Annotated in this window: 17 protein-coding genes; 8 read left to right on the forward strand and 9 right to left on the reverse strand. The window is 54.1% G+C overall.

Annotation, left to right across the window (positions count from 1 at the left end):
* Positions 1-545: 545 nt before the first annotated feature.
* Positions 546-1,613 carry a phosphodiester glycosidase family protein gene (locus ACX1DY_RS30870; RefSeq protein ID WP_458967942.1) on the reverse strand — a complete coding sequence of 356 codons (1,068 nt, stop codon included), beginning with the start codon at positions 1,611-1,613 and terminating at the stop codon, positions 546-548.
* Positions 1,610-2,017: a hypothetical protein gene (locus ACX1DY_RS30875; protein ID WP_458967943.1), complete on the reverse strand. Its 408-nt coding sequence runs from the start codon at positions 2,015-2,017 to the stop codon at positions 1,610-1,612. Before ACX1DY_RS30875 ends, ACX1DY_RS30870 begins: the two co-directional genes overlap by 4 nt.
* 280 nt (positions 2,018-2,297) lie before the next feature.
* Between ACX1DY_RS30875 and ACX1DY_RS30880 the strand changes: the two genes are divergently transcribed.
* Together ACX1DY_RS30880 and ACX1DY_RS30885 are read left to right on the forward strand one after the other, a co-directional pair.
* Entirely contained in the window at positions 2,298-2,954 is a 657-nt protein-coding gene (locus tag ACX1DY_RS30880; protein WP_458967944.1) for a response regulator, read from the forward strand.
* 67 nt (positions 2,955-3,021) lie between these two features.
* Positions 3,022-4,239, forward strand: coding sequence for an aminotransferase-like domain-containing protein (locus tag ACX1DY_RS30885; RefSeq protein WP_458967945.1), 1,218 nt, complete (start codon positions 3,022-3,024; stop codon positions 4,237-4,239).
* 501 nt (positions 4,240-4,740) lie between these two features.
* Here the strand turns inward: ACX1DY_RS30885 and ACX1DY_RS30890 are convergent.
* On the reverse strand, positions 4,741-5,598 hold the full coding sequence (locus tag ACX1DY_RS30890; RefSeq protein WP_458967946.1) for a DUF2161 family putative PD-(D/E)XK-type phosphodiesterase: 858 nt from the start codon (positions 5,596-5,598) through the stop codon (positions 4,741-4,743).
* A gap of 145 nt (positions 5,599-5,743) precedes the next feature.
* Between ACX1DY_RS30890 and ACX1DY_RS30895 the strand changes: the two genes are divergently transcribed.
* A complete protein-coding gene (locus ACX1DY_RS30895; protein WP_458967947.1) occupies positions 5,744-7,639 on the forward strand; it encodes a PrkA family serine protein kinase in 1,896 nt (631 codons plus the stop codon).
* Between the two features lie 139 nt (positions 7,640-7,778).
* Here ACX1DY_RS30895 and ACX1DY_RS30900 read toward each other — a convergent pair whose 3' ends face one another.
* The 4 genes from ACX1DY_RS30900 to ACX1DY_RS30915 form a co-directional block, all read right to left on the reverse strand.
* A complete protein-coding gene (locus ACX1DY_RS30900; RefSeq protein WP_458967948.1) occupies positions 7,779-9,299 on the reverse strand; it encodes an ABC transporter substrate-binding protein in 1,521 nt (506 codons plus the stop codon).
* 142 nt (positions 9,300-9,441) lie between these two features.
* The gene (locus tag ACX1DY_RS30905) at positions 9,442-10,326 is read right to left on the reverse strand and encodes a carbohydrate ABC transporter permease (RefSeq protein WP_458967949.1); all 885 of its coding nucleotides are present in this window, start codon (positions 10,324-10,326) and stop codon (positions 9,442-9,444) included.
* A gap of 11 nt (positions 10,327-10,337) precedes the next feature.
* Positions 10,338-11,318 carry an ABC transporter permease gene (locus tag ACX1DY_RS30910; protein WP_458967950.1) on the reverse strand — a complete coding sequence of 327 codons (981 nt, stop codon included), beginning with the start codon at positions 11,316-11,318 and terminating at the stop codon, positions 10,338-10,340.
* 273 nt (positions 11,319-11,591) lie between these two features.
* Positions 11,592-13,817 carry an AraC family transcriptional regulator gene (locus ACX1DY_RS30915; protein ID WP_458967951.1) on the reverse strand — a complete coding sequence of 742 codons (2,226 nt, stop codon included), beginning with the start codon at positions 13,815-13,817 and terminating at the stop codon, positions 11,592-11,594.
* 201 nt (positions 13,818-14,018) lie between these two features.
* Between ACX1DY_RS30915 and ACX1DY_RS30920 the strand changes: the two genes are divergently transcribed.
* Both ACX1DY_RS30920 and ACX1DY_RS30925 read left to right on the forward strand, forming a co-directional pair.
* On the forward strand, positions 14,019-15,584 hold the full coding sequence (locus tag ACX1DY_RS30920) for a glycoside hydrolase family 43 protein (protein ID WP_458967952.1): 1,566 nt from the start codon (positions 14,019-14,021) through the stop codon (positions 15,582-15,584).
* A gap of 16 nt (positions 15,585-15,600) precedes the next feature.
* Positions 15,601-17,052: a glycoside hydrolase family 28 protein gene (locus ACX1DY_RS30925; protein WP_458967953.1), complete on the forward strand. Its 1,452-nt coding sequence runs from the start codon at positions 15,601-15,603 to the stop codon at positions 17,050-17,052.
* Here ACX1DY_RS30925 and ACX1DY_RS30930 read toward each other — a convergent pair.
* Positions 17,042-17,911, reverse strand: coding sequence for a helix-turn-helix transcriptional regulator (locus tag ACX1DY_RS30930; RefSeq protein WP_458967954.1), 870 nt, complete (start codon positions 17,909-17,911; stop codon positions 17,042-17,044). The two genes, ACX1DY_RS30925 and ACX1DY_RS30930, sit on opposite strands and share 11 nt — an antisense overlap.
* Positions 17,912-17,984: 73 nt before the next feature.
* Between ACX1DY_RS30930 and ACX1DY_RS30935 the strand changes: the two genes are divergently transcribed.
* From ACX1DY_RS30935 to ACX1DY_RS30945, 3 genes are read left to right on the forward strand one after another with little or no spacing between them, the layout of a single operon-like run.
* Positions 17,985-18,875, forward strand: a complete 891-nt coding sequence (locus ACX1DY_RS30935) for a pectinesterase family protein (RefSeq protein ID WP_458967955.1) — start codon at positions 17,985-17,987, stop codon at positions 18,873-18,875.
* A 40-nt stretch (positions 18,876-18,915) separates the two neighbouring features.
* Positions 18,916-19,944 (forward strand): dienelactone hydrolase family protein, encoded by a 1,029-nt coding sequence (locus ACX1DY_RS30940; protein WP_458967956.1) that lies wholly within the window; start codon positions 18,916-18,918, stop codon positions 19,942-19,944.
* 42 nt (positions 19,945-19,986) lie between these two features.
* The gene (locus ACX1DY_RS30945; RefSeq protein WP_458967957.1) at positions 19,987-21,114 is read left to right on the forward strand and encodes a glycoside hydrolase family 88/105 protein; all 1,128 of its coding nucleotides are present in this window, start codon (positions 19,987-19,989) and stop codon (positions 21,112-21,114) included.
* A gap of 131 nt (positions 21,115-21,245) precedes the next feature.
* Here ACX1DY_RS30945 and ACX1DY_RS30950 read toward each other — a convergent pair whose 3' ends face one another.
* Positions 21,246-21,746 (reverse strand): DinB family protein, encoded by a 501-nt coding sequence (locus ACX1DY_RS30950; RefSeq protein WP_458967958.1) that lies wholly within the window; start codon positions 21,744-21,746, stop codon positions 21,246-21,248.
* Positions 21,747-21,902 lie beyond the last annotated feature (156 nt).

The raw sequence follows: 21,902 nt of genomic DNA on the forward strand, positions 1-21,902 counted from the left end.
AGGGACAAATTACACTGAGCCTGAACAATTTATTGTCAGGCTAGCGTCTTTAGGCGCAGTTTGGCAACAGGGGGTTATACCCCAAGTGCAAACCACCCGTTGGACGGGTGGTTCTGATTAGAATGAATTACTATATAATTTGAACTTTAGATTTCATATTGGGGTATGGTCGTTACTACGGGGAATGTTTGGACTTCCGGCCGCTGTTATGTTTGGATTTCCTGATTCTGAACCGCTGTCTGCGGTAGAAATCCAAACATAGCCTATGCTTACGATGCTAGCTTTCCTACGGAAAGCTCTCAGGCGGACGCGTTCGCTCCTACAGTTCCAAACTTTCCCTCCGCACTTCTACCCGTTTTATGTTTTCTTTAGTTCAAATTATATAGTCACAAGCCTTTGGTCTTGTCGTCGTTGTAGGAAGAAGTAAGAATGCCGGTCAGAAACAGCAGAAACACTAAAGTGATGATCCAAAAAGTCAAGGAGAACGACATGCTGGCACCTCCATGAGTAGCTGTATTCGTTTTCCTGATTATAATACATAATGATCACTTGAAAAAGAGAAAACTGGTAGGAACCCGGCGCAAATTTCCATCTGACGGATCGTTAATGACTCTGCCCTTGAAGATGAGGGAAGAAGAGCCGCCGCCATCCAGATTATAGGCGTCAATGACACCCATGTTATACAGCTTGTTCTGAAGCTCCTCCAGCGTAGCGCCTGAATGGCCGTTCTCATTATAGCCGTCCGCCACCATAATCAGCAGTTGATCATCCTTGTACTTGCCGATAACTGTACGCGGTGCACGGTTGGGGGATAGCTGCCATTTGGCAGGGATCGCTACTTTATTGCTGTTCTTCAGCAGGACCGGCACAAAGGTTGCACCGAATACCGGCTGGAGCTGATCAAGCTGCGACTGGCTGTAGAATTTGCCGCCGATTAGCTGGCCCGATTTGTTCAGGCCGACAAAGCTGAGATCCTTATAGCTGGATTCGAAGCCATACACATACTCTCCGCCGACTATCGTTGTGGAAAGAGGGTAACGCTTGCTGCCTTTATCGGCAAATCCGCCAGCGTTGATGCCGGCAGTCGCGCCATAGCGGCTCACGGCCTGCAGTGTGGTCTCGGCTCCGCCTGTACCATCGCCGGCCAGACTCATTTTCATAGCCGCAGGGTCCTTCAGCTTGATCTTTAAGGCGTAGGCTGTATAGCTTCCGGGATTAAGCCGGTAGAGTTCAATCGTAATCCGGTCAGAGTTCACAATATCGGCGGGTATTCCCAGTCTCGCGGAAATCCGGCGGTTGTAGATTCGCTCCGGGCGTGCGGCTTGGGTTTTGGCTGTATTCACCAGTGCGTTCATGGCATTCGTGGTTTTCTTGTACAGCTTGGCACTGGTGCCTATGGAATCAATGGTGGTGGAGGCTGCAGCTTGGGCCGTAATCAGATCCTTTTGCAGCGCGGCTGTTTCCTTGACAGGCCCGGGGGCGGCAGCGAATTGGCCAATATTCATATTCAGTTCAAGCGGCGGCTGATACCACCACAAGCAGAGCAGCAAGCCGAAGAACGGCGCGGTCAGAAGCATGAAGAAACGGTTGACTCGTTTGACTGGCGTCATCATTTCAGCAGATCCATTTCTTTTTGCAGTGCGGCGAGCTGCTTGCGGACTTCGCTAAGCTGCGTATACAGCTTGTTGCTGTTGTCTGTCTTGTTGCTGGCATTATCTTTGGTGAAGGTAAGCAGCTCGTTAAAGGTCTGCACAGTGCTCTGCAATTCCTTCACCTGGTCAGAGAGAACGGCAATTCGCGACTCATAATCGGTCTTCAAAACGGTAAGCTGCTGCTGGCTTTGAGTGCCAAGCTCGTTTAGCACTTGCTCTTTAAGATGGTTGGTGTAGCTGTACACGGCATAAAAGCCGAGCCCGATCATCAAAATCCAGAACAGTAAAAACCATTTTACGGAAGATCGGTTTCTCGCGGAAGTAACGCGCGAGTGTACCGGTGTCGATTCCGCTAGCGGTTGCATTTGATCACCTCAGGCATATTTTTATCAAGCTCCCATTCTATCAGACTTTTACAATTTTCGCAAAAGTGAAAGTACCTATGAAAACATGAAAAAGTGATTGCATCCTATCAAACTACTGCGATACAATTTCTATAGATTGGAATATCTGATGGACGTATTCAAGGTAAAAGAAGGAAAATCGGACAAGACATCATACATCCTTGCTTGCGTGTTGAACGGAAACGCTATAGCGTTCTCTATTCTGGGTATATTATATAGACAGCAGGAGGTCTGGGCATTAATGAGGAAGGTTTGGCGGGTGGTCATCGTGGGATGTTACCCCACAAGTATGCTGGGTACGAAATTGATTTTGGAGGAAGGAGGGGAGCTTGAGGTTGTCGGGATGTTATCCACTTGGAGCGATGGTATTGGCAGTATAAGGGAGACGCAGCCGGATTTGGTGCTGACGGATTATCAGATGCCGGAGGGAAATGTGGAAAGTGTGCTGCAGGAGATGAAGAGAAGCTCGCAGGGCGCCCATTTCATCGTTATGACGGAGGAGGAGGACCGGGACCTGTTCCAGCCGCTGATTGAGCTGGGTGCGAGCGGTGTATTATCCAAAGGGGCCTCCTCCGGTCAACTGCTGCAGATGATAGACGGTTTGCGCGAAGGCTTCCTCTCGATACCGCTGGATTGGATAGAAAAAGGCTTTCGTCCGATTGCATCCTCACGGGGGATGGACGGACTGCTGCAGTTGACTCAGACCGAAATATTCATAATGGAACGGATTGTTCAGGGAATTACATATGATAAAATTGCTCTTGAGATTGAGGTAAGCCGCCGTTCCATCGACAACTATCTTCGCAAGATTTATGTGAAGCTGGAGGTGTCCACGCGGGCGCAGGCTATTGAGAAATTCGCTCTTTTCTCCAGACAAAACAAGCAATTGTACGCATAGCCCCTGCATAACGACATATTGCCGGCCGGCAAGGAATATTCTTGGTACCAGGGAAAGGGGGAAGCGTATGAAATATGAGTTTTCTGCCCGCGCACATACATTGAACTCTTCACCGCTTCTGAGCATACGTAAAGAGACGCGCAGAGGGACGCTGATCTCACTTGCGGAGGAGCTGCCGGCAGAAGAATTATTTCCGCTGTCGCTGCTTGCAGAGACGGCTTCCACAGTGATCTCGGCAGATGCCGGGGCGCTGCAATACGGTGATCCTGAAGGGTACGGTCCGCTGCGGGAATGGTTGACCGGAGATTGGCTGAAGGCCAAAGGGGTAGCTGTTGCCGAGGGCGGAGTTCTGCTGACAACGGGAAGTCAACAAGCGATTGATTTGCTGTCCAGGGTATATGTTGATCCCGGAGACCGTGTATTGGTGGAAAATCCGACATCTCCGGGTATTCTGCAAGCGCTGCGTATGCAGGGTGCCGTGATTATTCCGGTTCAAGGGGACCGGGACGGGCTGCTGCCGGATCACCTGCGCACGCAGATCCGCCAGCACCGGCCCAAGATGCTGTTCGCCGCGCCGAGCTTTACCAACCCGAGTGGAATTCTTTGGAGCCTTGCAAGACGCAAGGAAGTGCTGGAGCTGTGTACCAAGCATGATGTGCTGATTGTCGAAGACGACTCCTATGGCGATCTGCATTTTCAAAGATATGCCGAGCGTCCGTCGGTGAAGTATCCTTCGCTGTATGCGCTGGAGAATGTCAGTGAAGGTGGACATGTGCTCTACATCGGCTCCTTCAGCAAAACGGTCGCGCCTGCGCTGCGGACGGGCTGGGCAGCGGGCAGCCGCGAGCTGATCGGCATGATGGCCGCTGCGAAGCAGATGGCCGACTGGCAGTCCAGCTCCCTGAACCAGCGGCTGCTGCACCATCTGCTGGATGTGACGGCCTTCGATCTGCGCGAGCATATCGCGCTGCTGAACCGCGAATACAACACCCGCCTCAAGCTCATGGCCGAGCTGCTCAAGCGTCCGGCCTGGAAGAACAGCAGCTATGATCTGCCGACAGGCGGCATGTTCCTGTGGGTCTCGCTGCCGGAAGGGCTGGATGCGATGGCGCTGCTGAAGGCTTCGCTGTCCAAGGGCGTAGCCTTCCTGCCCGGTCCGCTCTGCAGCGTGAGCGGAGGCACTGGCCGCATCCGCCTCAACTTCAGCCATCCGGGCAGGGATGAGCTGCTGCTGGGCATGAATCTTATGAGCGAGGCAGTCACGGAGTTCACGGCGCGAAGCTGAGCCATTTGGGATAGATGCAGTAAGAAGGAGCTGTCCCCAAGCAGATATTATGCGAAAGGGACAGCTCCTTTTTTGCGTGCTGTGCCGGAACGCAAAGGTAGTGCTGGAATCTGTAAAGCTCTGCCTTTTGCGGAACTCAGCGATCCGAGCAACTATAAAGCTGATCTGCTTCTGGATAACTGTATTTGCTGCGATTATCCAGGTGGAAAACGCCTGATGTGGGCGTTTAATTGTAGTTGCTACAGTTAAATGTTGCAGTTAGCGCCTTTATCAGCAAAAAACGTAAATATATATGTACGGAGTGCAGTTAAACTCCTTTGAGGCGCTAAAAGGTTTCTTTTAACTGCAGAGAGTGCAGCTAAAGTGTCTGAAGGTGCTGGAGCGTCGGTCCGGAGTGAGCTTCCCGGGACGGCAGAGGGGGGAACCCTGCCGGCGGCCAGCGGCTCCCTGCGGGAAACGGGGGCCGCTAGAGTGTGCGGTTCTCCGTGCGGAGCGGCGGACCTAGACCTTGCCTGCGCTGATCTCCGCGATTGCGGCGTATTCGATCAGCGCTGCGGTTCCGGCGGCCGTGAGCGTGTAGCGGCCGCGCCCCACCCGGAAGAACCACCCATAGTAGTTCTTCTGCAGGAACGCGGCGGCGCCGGGCACGCCGCTTCTCTTGCGCAGCTCGGCGGGGGTCACGCCGGGCCGCGCCTCCGCCCGGCTGCGCGCAGCCGCCGGGCCCAGGGCAGACGCAGCAGCGCTGGTCGCTGCTGTGTCTGCCTCAGGCGCGCCGCGAAGCTGAGCGCGCCCTCCGGCGAGGCCGGCCGCGTGAGCGGCTTCGGCCTCAGCTGCCTGCAGCGCGAGTGCCACGCGCAGCGCCTTCTCGCGGTAGGCCGTCACGAGCTTGACGCGCGTGCTGCCGCCGGTGTTGTAGTCCCCGCTGCGCTCGCGGAACTCATAGAGCAGGCGCTCGCGCCGCCGGGCGCCGCTGCGTACCTGAGGCGGCGCGTCGCCCGGCTCCGCGAGCACCTCGACGAGCGGGGCCTTGGTCTTGTAGAAGACCACGGTGATCAGCCCAAGGCCGAGCCGGCGGCACAGCCCGGTAAGCTCGCCCCAGCGCTGGTTCACCGCGCCTTTTTTGTCCCGCACCCGTTCTACCGCAAGGTAGACGCTCGGACTGAGCTTCAGTCGTTCAACCCCCTGCAGCAGCAGGGCGAGGTTGAACGATTTTTTCATCTCCACGATCAGCGGCAGCTCCTCATCCGCCCGTATGCCGACCAAATCGCAGGTCCGCACCTCGCCTTTGATCTCATAGCCTTGTCTTTCAAAAAAATTTTTCAAAGGAGCATACAGCTCCGTTTCATGCTTGACAGCCATAGGGGTCACTCCTGCGTCAGAATTAACGATTCTCTATTATAGCACAGCAAAAAAGAGGTCAACTATTCCGGGCTTTCCGCATAGTTATGTAATACACTTTTAAAGCTGGTGGAGCAAGTAGGAGCGCAAGAGGAGGCAGCGAGCAATGGATATATTTGAACGTATAGCTTCGTATCGGGCTGAGAACGACCGTTTGGCGTGGAGCGGCACCTTCAAGGACTATATAGAACTGTTGAAAAAAGACCCCTCTCCCGCCAAAACGGCTCATTCCCGCGTATACGACATGATCAAGTCACACGGCGTTGAGGAGATCAACGGACGCAAAAGGTATAAGTTTTTTGAGCAGGAGATTTTTGGACTCGACCGTGCGGTCGAGAAGCTGGTGGAGGAGTATTTTCATTCCGCCGCCCGGCGGCTCGATGTGCGCAAACGGATATTGCTGCTGATGGGACCGGTCAGCGGGGGAAAGTCGACGCTGGTCACACTGCTGAAGCGCGGCCTTGAGCTGTATTCGCGCACCGATGCGGGTGCGGTATATGCGATTGAAGGCTGCCCGATGCATGAGGACCCGCTGCATTTGATCCCGCTGGAGCTGCGTCCCGAGATTGAGCGGGAGCTTGGGGTACGCATCGAGGGCAACCTGTGCCCCTCCTGCCAGATGCGGCTCAAAAATGAATACCACGGCGACATTGAGCAGGTAAAGGTAGTCCGCGTGCTGCTGTCGGAGGAGGAGCGCGTCGGTATCGGAACCTTCAGTCCTTCCGATCCGAAGTCGCAGGATATCGCCGACCTGACAGGTAGCATCGACTTTTCCACCATTACCGAATTCGGATCAGAATCCGACCCGCGCGCCTACCGGTTCGACGGGGAGCTGAACAAGGCCAACCGCGGGCTGATGGAGTTTCAGGAAATGCTCAAGTGCGATGAGAAATTTCTCTGGAACCTGCTGTCTCTAACTCAGGAGGGCAACTTCAAGGCGGGGCGGTTCGCGCTGATCTCCGCTGATGAGATGATTATTGCCCATACGAATGAAACGGAGTATAAATCCTTTATCTCCAATAAAAAGAACGAAGCGCTGCAGTCGCGCATGATCGTCATGCCGGTTCCGTACAACCTCAGAGTGTCGGAGGAGGAGAAAATCTACGCCAAGCTGATCTCCCAAAGCGACATGAAGCATGTGCATATTGCCCCGCATGCGCTGCGGGCAGCGGCGATTTTTTCGATCCTGACCCGCCTTAAGGAGAGCAAGAAGCAGGGCATGGACCTGATCAAAAAGCTGCGCATGTACGACGGTGAAGAGGTGGAAGGCTATAAGGAAGCTGATCTTAAGGAGATGCAGACCGAGTATCTGGACGAAGGGATGTCCGGCATCGACCCGCGTTATGTCATCAACCGGATTTCCAGTGCGCTGATCAAGGGTGATCTGCAGTGCATGAATGCGCTGGATGTGCTGCGGGCGATCAAGGACGGTCTGGACCAGCATCCTTCGATTACGAAGGAAGAGCGGGAGCGTTATCTGAACTTTATTTCCATTGCCCGCAAGGAATACGATATTCTGGCCAAGAGCGAAGTGCAGAAGGCATTTGTATATTCTTTTGAGGAGTCGGCCAAAACACTGTTCGAGAACTATCTCGACAACATCGAGGCGTTCTGCAACTGGACCAAAATCCGTGATCCGCTAACGGACGAGGAGATGGAGCCGGATGAACGTTTGATGCGCTCCATTGAAGAGCAGATCGGCATTTCCGAGAATGCCAAGAAGGCGTTCCGCGAAGAGATTCTGATCCGTATTTCCGCCTATTCCCGCAAAGGTAAAAAGTTCGAATACAACAACCATGACCGGCTCCGCGAAGCGATTGAGAAGAAGCTGTTCGCCGACCTGAAGGATATCGTCAAAATCACCACCTCCTCCAAAACGCCGGATGAAAGCCAGCTCAAGCGGATTAACGAGGTGTCCAGACGTCTGATCGACGATCACGGCTATTGCCCGATCTGCGCCAATGAGCTGCTCAAATATGTCGGAAGTCTGCTGAACCGGTAGGTGTCAGAGTCTCTGGCGGCCACGGCTTGCCGGTTGCCCTAATAATCTCAGCACCAAGCCGAAGCACAATGAAGAAGCGTGTCCCCGGAATGAGGGGACACGCTTCTTGTGGCTTATTCTTCGGACATGCGGTGCCTTTTTAGTGCTGCTGCTTGGCGTACCATTCCGAGAATTGCTTCTGGTATTCGGCAATATACTTGTCAATTCCCGCAGCCTTCAGTCTTTCCAGGGCTTTGGGGTAGGCGGTGTCATAATCAATGAAGCCGCTGCCGATAGGCGCGAGGTATTCAGTGAATACACCGTTCAGCTTGGTTTCTTCATTCTTGACCGGCGTATTGTCAAAGTTGAAGCCTGCGCCTTTGGAAATGATTGCACCGTCATCCCAGGCTTTGTATTTGGCAATGAAATCATCCGGCACCGTATTGTCGAAGCGCATGAAATTCTTGTTCATCAGCAGCCAGTCGGGAATCAGTGAATCTGTGCTAATCTTCGTCAAGCGGCCGTTGGCATCCAGGGTATAGTCGGTTCCCTTAATGCCGTAGGCGAACAGGTCATACAGCTCCTGGTTTTTCTGCAGCAGGTTGAAGAACATTACGTAACGTTCCGGGTCCTTGGCAGCGGAAGAGACGAAGAAGGCAGTGCTGTAGGTGCCGCGGCTGATCTTCGGACGGCCGGTTCCCAGGAAGTAGTTCACCAGCTTGGCATCCGGCACCGCTTGTGAGATGGTGGCAGCCCCTTCAAAAGGACGGGCGGCCGTTCCGGCCCAGTACATCGCTTTGCCGGAATTCCAGTCGGATTGCAGCTGCGGGAAGTTGGTAGCGGCATATTTCGGAATGACGCCTTTGTCATACCAGCCTTGCATCAGCTTCGCATAGCGTTTGAACTCTTCGGACTCGAACCAGCTAATAATCTTATCACCCTCCGCAGACTCGTCCAATGCAATAAAATCATTTTGCCAGTACAGGTTCTTGTCGGTGTAGTCATATTGCAGCATTCTGCGCGCATCGGTATTGGCATACCCGATCAGGTCGGGATGAAGGGCATGAACCTTGTCATAGAACTGCTCCAGCTCCGCAAGCGAGGAGACCTGCTTCATCCCGGCTTCCTCCAGCAGGTCCTGTCTGACCAGCACGGAGTAGAATTCTGCAGAGTTCGGTTTGTTGCCGACCGGAATCGCATATTGCTTTCCGTCCAGCTGGAAGGCTTTGAAGGAGGCCTCGTCAACATTCTTGCTCAAGTCGGCTGCGGCGCTCACATAAGGAGTAAGATCGGCATACAGACCTTTGGCTACGGATTTTACCATATAATTACTGTCCGTGTAGGTGGCAAAGTCCTCTCCCGTGGACAGCATCAGGTCGGTCTTGCCGCCTGCGTACTCGGTCCAGGGCAGAAACTGGAATTCAACCTCGGCATTGATTTCACGCTTGACCACATCATAGAATTCCGTCTTGGCCAGCTCCTTCATCCGGTTCGACTCATCGCCATACAGCACAATTTTGAGCTTGGCGGGGGCCAGAGCGCTGCTTCCTGCTGCTGAAGGTGCGGTTGCATTTTCGCTTCCCGGACTGGGGTTAGCGCTTTCATTATTGCCCTGGGAACAGGCGCTTAGCAAGAATACGGCCGACAGGAGCACACTTACCCAACCTTTTTTCTTTTTCATGATTAACCCTCCTGAAATAGAATCATTCTGTTTGAAGCTTCTATTGCAACGGCGCTGCTCCTTTGCCTCCATTGTACAATAAGTTGAAGCAGGGGAGCATCAGCCGGGTGCAACCATTATTATGGAAGATCCTGGCAGCGAATCAGCCTTTGACAGAACCCACAACAATACCTTTGACGAAAAAACGCTGGAGAAAAGGATACAAGATAGCGATGGGAAGTACGGTCAGGCAGGTCATCGCCATTTTGGCAGTTTCCAAAGGCGGAGCGATGATGGCACCTCCAACCTGTGCCGCATTGCCGGAGGCGAGGAACTGGATGTTCGCCATCATGTTGTACATTAGATATTGGATCGTGTAGAGATCCTGATTGGATACCAGCATCAGCGGGAGATAGAAATCGTTCCAGAACTGCAGCGCATAGAACAAGGATATGGTTACCAGTCCAACCCGGCCCAGCGGGATCATAATGCTGAAGAAGATCCGCAGGTGGCCGGCACCGTCAATCTCCGCCGACTCCACGATTTCATGCGGAATGCTGCGGAAATAGTTCGCCATCAGGAACATCAGGAACACGCTTAGCAGATACGGCACGAACAGGCCGATCAGCTTGTCGCCCAGATGGTAGTACTTCGTGCTCAGCAAATACCACGGCAAGGTGCCTCCGCTGAAAAGCATGGTGAAGTATGCGAAGAAGGCGAAGACATTTCTGAAACGGAAGCTTTTGACAGATACCACATAGGCATAGGCGGTTGTTACCAGCACAGCCGAAACGGTGCCCAGTACAGTAACGATCACGGACATGGAATAGGCCTTGAGAATCTGCTGCGCCTTGGAGCCGAACAGAAAATCATAGGTCGCAAAGGTGAAGCCGCGGGGCCAGAAGGAATATCCCTCCGCAGCGATCCTTGCTTCAGTGGACAGGGAGCCGGAAACGGCCAGAACAAACGGCACAAGACAAATGACCGAGAATACGGCAATACAGAAATAAGAGAAGATGAGCAGCCCTTTGCTGTCGGTAGTTGGCATCTTGCGGCCTCCTAAAATAGTTTGCTGTCTTTGTCGTACCAGCCCGCCAGCTTGTTGGCCGCCAGCACCAGAACAAAACCAAAGACAGATTGATAAAGAGTAATGGCTGATGCGAAGCCGAACTCGCCGGAACGAATGGCTGTGCGGTATACATACACGTCGATGATATCGGTGGTGGGCAGCAGCAGCGGATTCAGGAAGGTTACCCCCATAATCATGCTGAGATCGCCCTTGAGCATGCCTCCAATGCCCAGCAGGGTCATCAGAATAATAGAAGGAATGAGCATTGGCAGGGTAATTCTGGTCATGATCTGCCATCTGGAGGCTCCGTCGATCCGTGCCGCTTCATAATAGGAGGTGTCGATTCCCTGCAGAACCGCATAGTAGATAATCGCTCCGTAGCCCGCGCTTTTCCAGATGTTAGCCAGCACCAGAATAATGACGAACAGCCAGGGACTCGAATACCAGTCAACCTGCGTCAGTCCGAGCGAATGGAGAAGCTGGTTCAGAATTCCTTTGTCATAATCCAGCAGGGAGAAGAGCACCGCTCCGATAATAATCCACGATATAAAATACGGGAAAAACATGACGCTTTGGGTTACCTTAATGAACCATTTGCTGCGCAGCTCGTTCAATATAATGGCGATAGCCACGGAGAAGAACGTGCCGGTCAGCATATAGAGCGCGTTCAGCATTACCGTGTTGCGCGTAGCCCTGAGGGCATCCTCCATGCTGGAGAAGAAGAACTCGAAGTTGGAGAAGCCCGCCCAGGGGCTGCCGAAGATGCCGTCATTGAAATTGTAGTTTTTGAAGACGAGAATCAGGCCGCTCATCGGCAGGTACGCAAACAGAATTAATACGACGATGCCCGGCAAGGCAAGCAGATACAGCGAGCTGTCCTTCCGCAGGGATTTGCGGATGCTCCGGGATTTGGCCGTCCCGGCCTTCATGACCTGCCGCCCCGGTGTCTCCGGTATAGCCTCTTGCATCATTACCAGTCCACTCCTTTTTGTTAACGTTATCATTTTTGTCCTGTGTTCCCTGAGAACACTTTACATGGCACAGCATAAGGAAATATGAATGTAAACGCTACCAAAATAAACGGGAAAAAGTTAAAAAAAGCAGAATATAAGGGCTTAAAAAAACGAAAAAAGCAGCATTTTTTTGTTTTTTTGCCCAATTCACAGCCTGAATCCCATCACAGCCCATAAGCAAAAAGGAGATGCCCCCGGCGCTCTATGGCAACCGGGGACATCTCCTTCGGATCATTTAGATTGCAGAATATGATTCATCCTCCACTTGGAGGGGGTTACTCCGTAGCGTTTCTTGAACTGGGTAGTAAAATAGGTGCTGCTGTTGTACCCCACCTGCCCGGCAATTTCCCGGATATCCATGTTAATATCTGTGACCAGCAGAGACTGTGCCTGCTCCAGCCTCAGCAGGTTCACGAAATCAGGAAAGCTGGTGCCCGCTTCCTCGGTGATTAGCCTGCTGAGATATGCGGGACTCAGGGAGAGCTTCTCCGCCAGAGCGTTCAAGGACAGCCCCGGATCATTATAATGATCCTTGATATGGCTGATGGCTTCGGCGGCAATGCTCCGGGTCTGGACAGCACGCATGCCGGCAATCCGTTCGGTGGCTGAGCAGCAGCATGCCTCAATCCAGCCCTTTAGCTTCTCATAGCTCTGGATCTGCCGGATGTGCCGGTAATAGTCAAGAAAGCCTGAATGCCGGGCATCGGCACTCAAATCGGCTGTACGGCTAAGCTCAAAGGCAAGCCTCGACAGGGCGATGGCGGCGGGCTCCGCACGATAGCTGCAGGCCACAGCCAGCAGGCGTTCCACAGCCTGCGGGATATGGGCGGCCTGCTCCGGCTGCCTGACGGTCTGCAGCACCGGTTCGAGCGCACTGTCAGGCATCGGGCTGTTGTTCAGATGGATGGTATCATCCGCAAAGATAATATTCTGCTGCTCATGAAATTTAATATATTGAAGGCAATCCGCAGCCTCGTCATATTTCGTTTTCAGCAGTGCGGCTTCCTCCGACAGCCCGCTGATTCCAAAAGCGCAGGAGAGACCGGCTTGCGGGAGCTGTGCGGCAATCTCCTCCCACTTGCTCCGGTAGAAGGCATAATCCCCGAAGCTGCCGCTGTGAAGCTCGCTGAGAATCAGCACGGCAGCTCCCGGATGCGGCCGGAAGGCTTGAACCGCCGCAAGTCCGGCAAATGCAGCCTGAATCCTCGCGACGGCCTTTTCCGCTTTTTCACTGGAGTCAGTGCACACTTCATGCGTAGTAACCGACAGTACGCATACGCAATATGCCCCTCCGGGCGAGCCGATGCTCATTTTAGGCGTATCGGCATTATCGGAGGCTCCACGGGGGGCCAGCAGCCAGCGCATCAGGGCGCTGTCGTCGCTCTCTTTTTTGAGCTGCTCCAGCTTCGCCCCGATCATCTCCAGCTCCAGGCTCACAGTGTCGAAATCACCGCCGGTCTTCAGCGCCTCCTTATTGCCGGATAGATGGACGATATTACCGAACAGCCGTCCGATCGGCTTGTAAATCCGCCGGGAGATGAGGTTGGCGCTTACTGCTGCGGCCATGATTAGGATCAGGCACAGCGTAATCATCACATTGCGGGCATGCGAAATGTCGCGGACACTGTCCTTGTAAGAGGTCTCCGATAGAAACCACAGCTTGTCCTTTGCGGAATAGATGAAGGTGATCAGCTGCGGCTCGCCGTTGCCGCTATAGACAAAGGAGCCTTTCGGAGAGCGGGAAGAGACGACCTGCTTCAGCATATCCGTCTTCAGGGTGCTGCCGGAGAGTGCGCTGTGCATAAGCACTTGGGCATTCCCGTTAATCACAGCGTAACGCGTGGCTTCGCCTTCTTGTTGCGTAAAGAGATTGTTCTGCAGCTTGCCCAGATTGATGGTCAGCGCTACTGCGCCGTAATATTCGCTGTCTGCAAACGCCCGGTCATTATAGAAGACAGTCATCAGCGTCTGGGGCGTTCCGTTATTCAGGGTTGCCTGCCACAGAAACGGGGATTCAACAATCCGGCTGTTCTTGACCCTCTGAAACAGCTCCTGCTTGGAATCGGGGCTAAGCGGCATATTCTCGAACATGGCAACGGGCTCGTCCACACCGAAGATGTAGGCATTCTCCAGATACTGATTAACCACCAGTGCGCCGCGGATTTGGCTAAGGGCACTGTAGAGCTGGTCGCTCCAGCTTGTGTCTCCATTGATCATGAGCGAGTTGATATTCGGATTGGCATAGAAGTCCATTGAATAATTCTGGACGATCTCCTTGTAATTCGTGAAAACGGTTTCGGTATTCAGCAGCACATTTTGGTTGGCCTTGTTGACATTTTCTATGGAGATATTCCGGTACAAATAAAAGATCAAGACGGCCAGCACAAGAATGCAGCCTACAGAAATCAGGGTCAGACTCATAAAAAAGCGGGTGTATAGCTTCTTTCTCTTTCCCAAGATGATCACCCCTTTAAATACATCGTACTACACCTATTTTAGAGGGACAAGTGACTTCTTGACAAGCGGCGAAATGGTGGGAACTGAACAAGAAAGTATAAAAATTGAGAAATAGAGCATGAAAAATGCAAGAAAGTTACACATATACGAACTATAATTGGTTGTGCTTACATTATGATCGTTAGAAGGAGGATTACTGCAGTGCGAACATTCCGCAACCCGGTATTGCCGGGATTTTACCCTGACCCTTCGGCTATCCGTGTCGGAGAAGACTATTACCTTGTGACTTCCAGCTTCGAGTTTTTTCCCGGTGTGCCGGTCTTTCACAGCAAGGACATGGTGAACTGGCGCCAGCTCGGACATGTGCTGGACCGCCCCTCCCAGCTTAATCTGGATCATACCTTGCCGTCTATGGGCATCTGGGCACCGACGATTCGTTATCATGATGGCATCTTTTATATGATTACGACTTATGTGGACAATGACAAGAACCAGCACAATTTCTATGTAAAAGCGACAGACCCGGCCGGAGACTGGTCCGATCCCGTATGGCTGGATGATGCCCCCGGCATTGATCCCTCCCTGTTTTTCGACGAAGACGGCAAAGTGTACTACACGGGCAACCGCGTTCCGCCCGCAGGACAGGATTATCCGAAGCATATGGATATCTGGCTGCAGGAGCTTGACCTGGCGCAAGGGAAGCTGGTCGGTCCGAAGATCAGCATTTGGCAAGGAGCGCTCAAGGTGGCTCATGCGCAGGAGGGGCCGCATCTCTATAAAATCGGCGACTGGTACTATGTCCTGATTGCCGAAGGCGGGACCGGACATACCCATGCAATCACGATTGCCAGAAGCCGGAGCGTGTCCGGCCCGTATGAAGGCCACAAGGCCAATCCGATTCTGACCCACCGACATCTGGGCAGAGCTTATCCTATTGTCAATGTCGGCCACGGGGAGCTGATTGAGACACAGCACGGGGAATGGTGGATGTTCTGTCTGGCTTCCCGGATCTGTGGCGGCTATTACCGCAATCTCGGACGCGAAACGTTCCTGACTCCTGTAGCCTGGGAGAATGAGTGGCCGGTAGTGAATCCCGGCAAGGGCGTGCTGGAATTCGAGTCCGCCGCTCCGGACCTGCCGGAAACGGTGTGGCCGCAGTTACCCGCGCGTGATGACTTCACGGATGCTGAGCTGGCACCGGTCTGGAACTTCCTGCGGACGCCGCGCAGTGATTTCTGGAGTCTGTCGGAGCATCCGGGATTTCTGCGGCTGCGGCTGAAGCCGGAGCGCCTCTCGGAGATATGCAATCCGTCTTACGTGGGCAGACGGCAGCAGCATCTGAGCTTCAGAGCGGCGGCAGACATGATGTTCACACCTGCTGCCGAAGGCGAAGTTGCCGGAATCGTGCTGCTTCAGAATGCAGACTGGCACTTCCGGTACGAGCTGGGGCTTACGGCCGGGGAGCCGGTACTGCAATTGATTGAACGCCGGGGAGGCAGCGAGCAGATGCTTGCTTCCATGCCTTTTTCAGGAGACAAGGTGCAACTGAAGGTGGAAGCCAAGGGGCAGGATTACAGCTTCTACTATAGAGCCTCAGAGAGTGACAAGTGGAATGTTATTTACAGACAAGCTGATGGAAGAGTGCTTAGCACCGATTTGGCCGGAGGCTTCACAGGGGCATACCTTGGCATGTATGCAAGCTCCCAAGGTGCGGAAAGTGCGAATTACGCCGATTTTGACTGGTTCAGCTACGAAGGACTTGAATAGAGGGAGGGAACGTTCCATGAGCAGCAATCCGAATATAGCAGCTTATCCCCTGCCTGAGCTTCCACAGATTCCGGTACGGAGCTTTACCATTACGGATTATGGAGCGGACGGCGGCGGACTTGCGCTGTCCACCTCCGCCATTCAGGCTGCACTCGATGCCTGTGCAGCTGCTGGAGGCGGCAAGGTGGTGATTCCTCCGGGCATTTGGCGCACAGGCCCGCTTACTCTTCACAGCCGGATTAATCTGCATGCCGAGCAGGGAGCGCTTGTGCTGTTTGACCCTGATCCTCATCTGTACCCGCTGCTTCACTCCCACTACGAGGGAACGGCCGGCTGGCGGTGCCAGGCCCCGCTGGATGGAGAAGGCCTGAGCGATGTTGCGGTCACAGGGAAAGGGATATTCGACGGCAGCGGTGAGGGCTGGCGTCCGGTCAAACGCTTCAAAATGACAGAGCTGCAGTGGAAGCGGCTGACCAGCTCCGGGGGAGCGCTTGATTCCAGTAGCGAAGTCTGGTGGCCGTCCCGTGAAGCACTGGAGGGTGAGGCGCTCTTACAGACAATTCAGCGAAAAGGGGAAACCGGCAGGGACGCTTATCTGCCGGCCCGCCCGTTTCTTCGTCCGGCGCTGCTCAGCTTCCGGAATTGCCGGAGAGTGCTGCTGGAGGGGCCAACCTTCCAGAATTCCCCCGCCTGGTGTCTTCACCCGATGGGCTGCGAGCACATTACTGTGCGGAATATTCAAGTGCGCAATCCGTGGTATTCGCAGAACGGGGACGGCCTTGATCTGGAGTCCTGCACCCATGCCCTTGTTGAGCACTGCAGCTTCGATGTGGGCGATGATGCGATTTGCCTGAAATCGGGAAAGGATGAGGAGGGGCGCAGACGGGGAATGCCCTGCCGGTATGTTACCATCCGCCACTGTACTGTATATCACGGACACGGCGGCGTAGTAATCGGCAGCGAGATGTCCGGCGGCGTACATGCGGTCAGGGTCCGCGACTGCCTGTTCATCGGCACGGATATCGGCCTGCGGTTCAAAAGCAACCGCGGCAGAGGCGGTGTCGTGGAGGACATCGAGATGGAAAATATCCGCATGCACGGCATTCTCCACGAGGCAATTTCCTTCCATTTGTTCTATGCCGGAGTGGAGGGGTCGGAAGGGTACGATGAACAGGAGTTTGCAGTTACGGAGGCAACTCCGCAGTTCCGCAATATTACGCTGAGGAACATTGTCTGCTATGAGGCGGCAACCGCGTTGCTCGTGAGCGGATTGCCGGAGCTGCCGCTTGAGAGCCTGACCGTCGAGAATTTCCATGCGGTCAGCGAACGGGGAATTATCCTGCGTCATGCCTCAGGTCTTACGCTGGACCGGGTTACGCTTCAGACTGCCGGGCTGCCCAAGCTCCAGATGCATAAGTGCAGCAAGGTATCCATACTCCGTTCGGAAGACTTGGCCATTACCCCTTGAAGCTGGAGGAAATCTTCGCCCCCGCTTCCTTCCGGTATTGGAGAGGCGTGAGCCCGGTGGATTTTTTGAATGTCTTGTTGAAGTGGGACAGATGCTCGAATCCGACCAGGGAAGCGATTTCCTGAATTTTGACTGAAGTTCCGGCTAAGAGACGTTCGGCTTCCCTGACGCGTACATGAACGATGTATTCCCGGAAATGAAAGCCAGTCAGCCGGTGGAAGACCCGGCTCAGGTAAGAGGGGCTGATAAAGAAGTGCCCCGCTGTCTCTTCCAGAGTCAATGTCTCCCGGTAGTGATCACGGATAAAGGTCGCAACATCCGTCACCAGATGGTGGAGCGGATGCTTCGTTCCCCCGGTCTGCGAGGTGCTCTCTGAACGCTGGAGCAGGATCATCAGCTCGGCAAACAGCGTAACCACGGCCGTCTCGTAATACGGGCGCTGGTGCCGGCATTCTTCCAGCATCCGGTGCAGCAGGCTTTCCGCTTCGTTCTGCTCGCGCAGGGTCAGCCTGAACAGGCGGTATCTGGGGCGCTGGAACCATTGGGCTTCGCTCTGGAGCGGAGCAGGCAGCAGGCCCGGATCATAATTAATCAGTATCCGTTCGAATTCGGCGATTTCGGAGCTTGCGGTAGCATGAAGCTCCCGGCCAGGGATGAGGATCAGCTCGCCTTTATGAACCGTAACCACCCGGTCGTCCACGAAGTATACACGCTCACCTTCAGTGAGATAGTACAGCTCGGTCAGCTCATGGCTGTGGGGCCGGGGCATGGCAGTGACACCCTTGCGTTTCATGTGCTGGATGCTGAACCGTTCTTCTTCTATAAAATATTTGGGACTTACGCTGCTCACGCTATTCATGAATCTCCTCATCTCTTCCGAAGCGTTAAGGTTATTATAGAATAAATACTGGCTGATATGAAAGGAGCCCGACATGCTAATTACAGTATCGAAGAACAGCGGAGAAGGATATGCCAGTCTGCAGGAGGCGCTGGATTCCATCCCGCCCGGATTACAATCGGAGGTTACTATCCGCATCAGGCCCGGCATTTATGAGGAAAAAGTAACGGTAGTGAAGGAGGCGCCGCCCATTCTGCTGCTGGGGGAGGACCCGCAGTCCACGATGATCACCTGGTCTGACAATGCCCATACCCTTGGCCCGGATGGAGAGCCGCTGGGAACCTTCCGATCCGGTACGCTGAATGTATTTGCCGAAGGGTTCACGGCTGAGAACCTGACCATCCGGAACGCTTCCGGTCCGGGTACCGGGCAAGCGGTGGCAGCCTTCGTTGATGCCGGGCAGGCGGTGTTCCGCCGAGTGCGCCTCCTTGGTGACCAGGATACACTTTACACAGGACAAGGCAGACAATATTATAACGAATGTTATATCGAAGGCGATGTGGATTATATATTCGGTGCCGCTACCGCATTGTTTGAGCGCTGCCATCTGCACAACAAGCGCTCGAGGGGATACATTACAGCAGCCTCAACACCGGAGGGCACGAAGTACGGATATGTCTTTCTTGACTGCCAGATAACTGGCGGTGAAGGAGTGAGCGAGGTCTATCTTGGACGCCCTTGGCGCCCCTTTGCTCATGTAGCTTTTATCCGTACAGTCATGGACAGTTCAATCATCGGCGAAGGCTGGCACAACTGGGGGCAGCCGGACAGGGAGAAGACCAGCCGCTATGAAGAATTCGGCAGCAGCGGGCCCGGAGCGGGCCCGGCAGACAGAGCAGCATGGTCCCGGCAACTGACTCCGCAGGAAGCTGCGGAGTATAGGGTGTTGTCTGTCCTGGATGGCTGGCATCCTGAAGGCTATTAAGCATTCACACATTCCGGATTGGACAAGGAGGCAGCTTCAGATGGAGCTACTTGAGCATTACATGAAGCAATTGACGGGTTCTGCACCGCTAAGCTCAGCTTACCGCGGAGATACTCCTTACGGAGAGTGGCGGGCCGGGCTGGCAGCAGCTTTCGCTGAGCGGCTGGGCGGCTTCCCTGAGAGACGGGCGGAGCTGCAGCCTGATCTTCTGGAGGAGACGCATTGTCCCGGGTATACCCGGAGGCGTGTAGAGATCACTACCTACGAGGGGCTGCGCATGCCGCTCTATCTCCTGATCCCGGACCGTCCGCTCTCTTCTCCCGCACCTGCGGTTCTTGCTATTCACGGACACGGCTACGGCAGCCGGGAGATTATCGGTCTGGAGCCGGACGGCTCGGACCGGGAAGGCGATCCGGGGCTGCATAAGGATTTTGCCGTATCTCTGGTGAGACAAGGCTTCATCGTCGCCGCGCCTGAGCTGCTCGGCTTCGGGGACAGACGTCTACAGGAGGACCTCGCCAGCGGAGAGCCTGGGCGCAATTCCTGCTTCCGCCTGTCCTCGGCGCTGCTGCTGGCCGGCCGGACGATGGCCGGCTACCGCATCTACGAAACCATGCGGGCGCTGGATTATTTACAGAGTCTGGTTGAGGTCAGCGCGGAACGGGTAGGCATTATGGGGATTTCCGGCGGAGGACTGGTAGCCGGCTTCACGGCTGCACTTGACAAGCGGATTGCCTGCGCTGTGGTTAGCGGGTATGCCAATACATTTGCAGACAGTATTCTGACGAGAAACCATTATCTGGACAACTATATTCCCGGCATTCTGCTGGAGGCGGAAATGCCGGATTTGCTGGGGCTGATTGCACCGCGCGGCTTGTTCCTGGAATCGGGAGACGCAGATCAACTGTTCGGACCGGCCGGGGCAAGGCAAGCCTTAGCCCGGCTGCAGCAGATTTATGAAGCTGCGGGCCAAGAGGGCCGGATTGAGGCGGATTTTTTTGCAGGAGGGCATGAGATCCATGGTGAACCGGCGTTTAGCTGGCTGCGGCAGCAGCTTGCCGGTATGTAAGATCAAACTTGGCTTGCCAGACAAGCGACAGGAGGAATAGCGATGAGTATAACCCAAGCAACTGATGTACGGTGGTCCCGCAAAATCGCGGATACGATTCTCGGCGCGCGTAATGCGAAGGGTGAGCATGAATTTGTACTGGAACGATGGGCATATGTCCCTGGCATGCTGCTGATGGCAGTGGCCCGGGCCGGAGTTCAGCTTGGAGAACCGGAGTATCTCTCATTTATGCAGCGGCATATGGACACCTTCATTAGAGAGGACGGCTCCATCCGTACCTATTCGCTGGAGGAATACAACCTGGACCAGATCAACCAGGGGAAAAATCTGTTCTGGCTGTACCAGAATACCGGAGAGGCCCGCTACGCCGAAGCGGCCCATCTGCTGGCAGATCAGCTCATCGGCCATCCCCGCACCTCGGAAGGCGGGTTCTGGCACAAGAAGATCTATCCCTTCCAGATGTGGCTGGACGGATTGTATATGGCGTCGCCGTTTCTTGCTGAATATGGAAAAGTATTTCAGCACCCGGAGCTGATCAACGAAGCAGCACATCAGTTGCTGCTGATTGAGCGCAGAACCCGCGATCCGCGCACCGGTCTGTTCTATCATGGCTGGGATGAATCCCGGGAGCAGGAATGGGCCGACTCTTCCACCGGCTTGTCCTCCCATTTCTGGAGCCGGGCGATGGGTTGGTATGCGATGGCTGTAGTGGACTGTCTGGAGCATTTTCCTGTTACACATCCGCAGCGTGGAACCATCATCGGGATTTTCCAGCGCATGTGCGGAGCGCTTGTGGACGTTCAGGACAAGGCGACCGGCCTTTGGTACCAGGTGCTGGATCAAGCGGGGCGCAAAGGCAACTATCTCGAAGCCACCGGCTCCTGCATGTTTGTATATGCGATGGCCAAAGGGCTGCGGCTGCGGTATCTGGAGCCTTCTTTCAAAGATGCGATGCTGAAAGGCTATGAAGGGATACTGGCGCATTTGACCAGTGAGGATGAACAGGGCGTTCATTTGCATCAGATTTGCCACGGGGCAGGTCTAAGCAAGGACCGCAACGGCTCCTACGACTATTACATTTCCGAGGCTGTAGTGTCTGATGCTCCGATGGGGGTGGCTCCTTTCTTACTGGCATCGCTTGAAGTGGAGCGGTATCGCGATGCGGGCTGAACAGCAGCATGAAGGCCGGGCCGAATGCCTATGAGTAACCTATAGTGAGCAGTACAGAAGCGTACCTCCTGCAACATGAGGTACGCTTCTTTTTTTGCGGAAGAGCCTGTCCTCCGGTATGAACACCTTGTCTAAGCTTGGCTGGTTTGCTTGCCGGTGATGGATTGTATGTATTGCTCCATTTGTTTCTTATGGTGTTTGTCATGCGGAATAAAGTCTCTCAGATACCCCCGGAAACTGAATTTCTTGCGGTCCCCGTCCAAATGGATTTTCGCGAATTCTTCCTCGCCCGATGGCATAATGACATCTAAAATCTTCTTCCGGTACTGCACAAATTGCTGGATGGCCGTCTGTTTGGTCAGAGGCTTCGCATATTCAATCGCCCGGGCATTGAACTCATTGAAGTTCTGATGTGTTACTGTCAGCGGCTGATCTTCCTTCACTTTGGCAAAAGCCTCTTCATAGAAGTATTTGTCCCACAGCATGATGTGGCAGAGCATCTCTTTTAATGACCATTTGCCAGCCTCGATGGGCGCTTCCCAATGTGCATCTGCAAGGGCATCCAGCGATTCAATGTAAGGAATGAAAGACTGGTATTCCAATTCTAATTGTTCTTTTGTTTTTGCTGCCATAACGTCTCCTCCAGTTCAAATATAAATCCAGAATATAGTGCTTACTATACCTGATTTAACTTGACTACAGCCTGTCAGGTTACAATTGAAGCGGCTTAGCAAAACAGGAACAGCTCCGGGTGCGGGCAGTTGCTATAATGAAATCACCGATCGGGG

It is taken from the genome of Paenibacillus sp. BAC0078 (assembly GCF_054483875.1).